The following is a 4,848-nucleotide window of genomic DNA, read 5'->3' as shown; positions in this document are numbered from 1 at the left end:
GGTGTTGGGACAGCGTCGGTCATATCCCGTCATCTTGGCGCTGGAGAGTACCTGGAAGCGAGTCGAGGCGCGAGCACCGCACTTGCGCTCGCCGCTCCGATCGGTATCACGGTTACGGTCGCGCTGCTTATAAACCTGCGAGGGATCTTCGTAACGCTCGGGGCGACCCCAACCATTATACCCGTGGCGCTCGACTACACAACGACGCTTTTGTTCGGGTACACATTGATGCTTCTAAACATTGTCAACGGATTTATCGTCAGGGCCGAAGGCAATACACGGTTCAGCATGTGGACGATGGTTACCGCCTTCGTACTGAACGCTGTGCTTGATCCCATCTTCATATTTCTACTGGACCTCGGTGTGCGAGGCGCAGCCCTCGCAACGCTGGTATCTCAGATAGCTGCTGTTAGCCTCTATATCGCCTATTTTACGAGGCTCCGCGGGATAGTCCTGGTCAGGATATCTCACGTCTCGTTGCGAGCTGATCGTATCAAGCAGCTCGCGTTCATAGGGGCGCCAGCCTCCACGACCAGTATTTTATCTGCTATTGCCGTTATGCTCTTGTACGGAGCTGCTGCGCCGTTCGGGGACGAGTCTATCGCGGCCGTGGGAATAGCTGTACGGATCTTGACGATCGGCGCACTGCCTATCACCGGATTCTGTATGGGCTCACAAGCTGTCCTTGGGTTTGGCTGGGGTGCACGGGACTTTGCTCGTGTACTGAAGGCTGCGAAGTTCATGCTCTCAATAACTGTCGCGTTTTCCGTTGCGTATTCTGTGGCCGTTGTGATTTTTGCCCGGCCTTTGGTTGGGCTGTTCAGCAATAGCGATAAGGTCAGTGAAATTGCTGTCTCGACCTCCATCGTCTTCCATCTGTTCTTTGGATTGTTTGGTCTTGAGAGTTTCGTAACGACGATGCTTCATTCGTTCGGGAGAGCGCGCCTCAGTGCGGTTGTGTCCTTCGCGAGGCAGGGCTATCTCTTCATACCGGCCGTACTGTTATTGCCGCTCATATCGGGTTTCAACGGACTGCTGATCAGTCAAGCAATCGCTGAGCTGGGCGCCGGATTGATCGCGTTGTTTGTTATGTTTCGGCAGTTCGCTGAGCTTAGATGAGCGCTCTGGCACCCCACTTCAAGAGCAATCCAGACTGTGGGTTGAACCTGACGACGGATATCACCGGAGCCCCGAGCATTGGGCCTACATAGCCCGCGGATGTGCTGCACTCCGAGAGAATGAAGAGCGTTGCGTGCAAGAGTCATGCGCTACAGTAGTGGTCTTGAGCGGTGGCGCTCGCAATGCAGCAAAAGCGCGTGTTGCAGGCCGCCGCCACGGCAGTCGGGAGCGGACGCCGAGCTGGAGTTTCCCGCAGGTCGAGATCGGGGTGCCGCGTCGCCCCTTGGGCATTCTGCTTGAAGCTTCCAAAGGAGTTCGGTGGCGTTTCGCCACGGTACGGCCTCAAACCATACGCGCAGCTGCGGCGTGGCCTAGCCGCTCTCGCAGAGAACGATCTGAGCCGTGGCGCACGGATATGTGGTCCACTCTCGCACCGCTCGCAACGAGCCCGGCGGTTGCGCCCCCCAAAAAAGGTTCGGATCGCATATCATCCAATGAGCACACAAAGCGCGTGCCAATCTTCAACAAGGCCAATGCCACGAGCGCCGCTTTCACGCCGTTTGTGGTGTGCAGGATCTAGGCCAGCGGACACGATACGCATTGTGCATATTTCACTGATGGTGAGCAGCGATTTCGCGCGATCATGAGCGCTGAATTCAGACGATCGTGAGCAGCCCGCTCCGGCCGAGGCGGTGATAGAGTCAGCGTTCTGGCTGCTCGTCAAGGGTGATGGTTTTGGCGTTGCGTTTTCGCATGCTTTCGCCGGCAAGCTGGAGGCGGTGAGCGTTATGGACGAGGCGATCCAGAATGGCGTCGGCGAGCGTGGGATCTCCGATAACTTCGTGCCATGAGTCCACGGGAAGTTGGCTGGTTACGATGGTCGATGCGCGGCCATGGCGGTCCTCGAGGATTTCCAGTAGATCGCGCCGCTCGGCGACGGTGAGCACCGACAATCCCCAATCGTCCAAAATCAGAAGCTGGACGCGGCCAAGGGTTTTGAGCAAACGGGCATAACGTCCATCTCCCCGCGCGAGCGCCAACGCTTCGAACAATCTTGGGACGCGATGGTAGAGAACCGAGCGATTGTCGCGGCAGGCCTTGTGACCGAGAGCACAGGCTAACCAGCTTTTGCCCAATCCGGTCGCCCCGGTTAGAAGCAAATTCTCGTGGCGATCGATCCAGTCGCCACTGACGAGCTTGGCGAAGACGGCCCGGTCGATACCCCGCGGCGTGCGCAAATCGACGTCTTCCACGCAGGCATTCTGGCGAAGCGCGGCCAGCTTGAGGCGCGTGGTGAGCCGCCTGGTGTCACGTTCTGCGGCTTCCCGGTCGACCAGCAGGCCGATGCGATCTTCGAACGGCAAGGCTTCGAGATCAGGTGATCGGCGCTGCTCCTCGAAGGCCTTGGCCATGCCGCTCAAGCCGAGCTCGATCAGGCGTTCGTGGGTGGGATGGTTGAGCATACAGGTCTCCTTGGCTTCAGTGGAAATAATCCCGGCCGCGGATGTTGCCGTGGCGCAGGGGTTGGGGTTCGGAGGGCTCGTCGAGAAAGGTGCGATCCAGGCCGTTCTGGAGGATGGAGCGGATCGAGGCGACGGATCGCGCCTTGATCAGAATGCCGCGCCGGCAGGCCGCGTCGACGCGCTCGGCGCTATAGCTTTTGGCCAGCGACAGAATGCCGAGGCAGGTGCGAAAGCCTTGCTCGGGATGCGGCCGGGCCGCGATCACGGCCTGGAAGAAGGCGGCGGTCGACGGACCGATCCGCTCACCGGCGGCGATCACTCTGGCGGGCGTCCATTGGCCGTAGCGCCGATGGGCGCTGGGCATGTGGTCGGCGATGGTGGTGTGGCCCCGCCGATTGGGCGCGCGAGCGTGGCTGGCAATCCTGCGGCCGTTGTGGAAGATCTCGACCGTCCTGTCGTCAATGCGCGCATCGACGAGCTCACGGATGAGCCGATACGGCGTGGAATACCAGTGTCCGTCGATCTCGATATGATAGTCGGGGCCGACCCGGCAGCGCTTCCAGTGCGCGAAAGCGTAAGCCTGGTCCGGCAGCTTTGTGAGCTTGGGCTGGTCGAGCTCGGCGAACAGTTCGGCGCGGCTGGCGCCAAACTCGCGCATCTGCCGGGCATTGAGTTCGACGGCGAGTATTTTGATGGCTGCGTTCAGCTCCGCTAACGAAAAGAAGCGCTGGTTGCGTAGCCGCGCCAGAATCCATCGCTGGGCGACTTGCACCGCAACTTCGACCTTTGCCTTATCCTTTGGGCGCCGCGGCCGGGCTGCGAGAATGGCCGTGCCGTAATGGCTCGCCATCTCGGCATAGGTTCGGTTGAGGCCGGGATCGTGGCGGTCGGGATTGGTGACGGCGGCCTTGAGATTGTCGCAGACCACGAATGTCGGCGCGCCGCCGAGGAAGGCGAAAAGGTTGATGTGGACCCGGATCCAGTCGGCGAGCCCCTCGCTTGGGCAGGCCTCGGCGTAGGTATAATTGGACGCGCCCATCGCCGCGACGAACAGCTTCATCGACTGCACTTCCCCACTTGAGGGGTCGATGACGTCGATGGTGTCGCCGGCGAAATCCACGAAAACCTTCTCGCCGCCCAGATGGGTCTGCCGCATCGAAGGCCGGCCCCTTCCAGGCCTCGTAGGTCGTGCAGAACCATGTGTAGCCGAAGCCATCGGGATGGCTGGCGCGATACTCGTCCCACAGCAGCCGGCGGGTCACGTTGCGCCGGCGCAGCTCCTTGTCGACATAGCCCCAGTCGGGAATGGGCCGCTGGGGGCTCTGCGACGCAGGCTTCGGCGCAGGGAAAAGCAGCAGCTCCAGGTCCTCGTCGGTCATTCCGGCCGGCAACGGCCAGTTCAGCCCGGCAGCCCCGGCTCGGCGCAGATAGCTGTGCACGGCGCCGTTGCTGATGCCCAGGGTGCGCGCGATGGCTCGCTCCGGCAAGCCTTGAACGTGTTTTAAGCGGAGAACCTCTTTGATCCGGCGCATCGACAATCTCTGGGTGGGCATCGGCCTTCCTCGTTCACTGACGAGGCAGTTCCTAAGCCGGTTGAGTTGTCGGCCGAAGCGGGCTGAGCTGCTGAAAACTTGCTCACGATCCCGCGAAATCCGTGCTCACGATCGTCTGAAATCTCTGCTCACGATCCCCTGAAATCCGTGCTCACGATCCCGCGAAACATGCACATTGGGTGCGGGAGTGAAATGTTGGCAGCGCTTGCCCTATATCTCTGACGTCCTTGTTCCACTGCGTAGGATTTTAGGATCGTGTCTTTCGCGCCGACCTGACGGCGTCATTGAGGTCGCATGATGAGCTGGTCTCCCGCGACTTGAAGCTCTTGTGGTCTCAAGCTAACCACTCGCGAGAATTCAAAGGTCCCGCTTCGCGCTCCTCGAAAAAAGAGCTTGTCCCAGCTATGAAAGCGCTCGCGACGTTAGGAGCTGCCATTTCTGCCGCTTTGGCGCATGATATCAGCTTTTCGGGCGGACCAATGTACGATCCCGCTCCTCCTCCGTTTCCCCCTGAAGCGAAAATGTTAGGCAACGTGTCCCTGCGTCGTCGGCGTGAATTCGCTTGGGGACGTCATCACGCTCGCGAGGCATTGCGTCGCCTCGGAGTCACTCCTGTTCCGATTTTGTCTAGAGGTGATCGGGCTCCTCTTTGGCCCGTAGGCGTCGTTGGGAGCATTTCCCACTCTTCGTCTGATTGTGGCGCCGTTGCGGGA

Annotated in this window: 2 protein-coding genes and 2 pseudogenes; 2 read left to right on the top strand and 2 right to left on the bottom strand. The window is 60.2% G+C overall.

The features are described 5' to 3' along the window. A partial coding sequence (locus tag Q2941_RS50725) for an MATE family efflux transporter (RefSeq protein WP_458197406.1) occupies positions 1–1,119 on the top strand: 1,119 nt, incomplete at its 5' end. A gap of 701 nt (positions 1,120–1,820) precedes the next feature. On the opposite strand, the gene istB is transcribed toward Q2941_RS50725, so the two are convergent. Both istB and istA read right to left on the bottom strand, forming a co-directional pair. Continuing rightward, positions 1,821–2,582, bottom strand: coding sequence for an IS21-like element helper ATPase IstB (istB, locus tag Q2941_RS50720; RefSeq protein WP_458197405.1), 762 nt, complete (start codon positions 2,580–2,582; stop codon positions 1,821–1,823). A gap of 16 nt (positions 2,583–2,598) precedes the next feature. After that, a pseudogene (istA, locus tag Q2941_RS50715) lies at positions 2,599–4,135 on the bottom strand (IS21 family transposase). A gap of 404 nt (positions 4,136–4,539) precedes the next feature. On the opposite strand from istA, the pseudogene Q2941_RS50710 reads away from it, so the two are divergent. Next, a pseudogene (locus tag Q2941_RS50710) lies at positions 4,540–4,848 on the top strand (hypothetical protein); the annotation flags it as partial.

This window comes from Bradyrhizobium sp. UFLA05-153, from assembly GCF_054185185.1.
The sequence above is the reverse complement of the archived record's forward strand: the minus strand, read 5'-3'. Positions and strand labels throughout refer to the sequence as shown.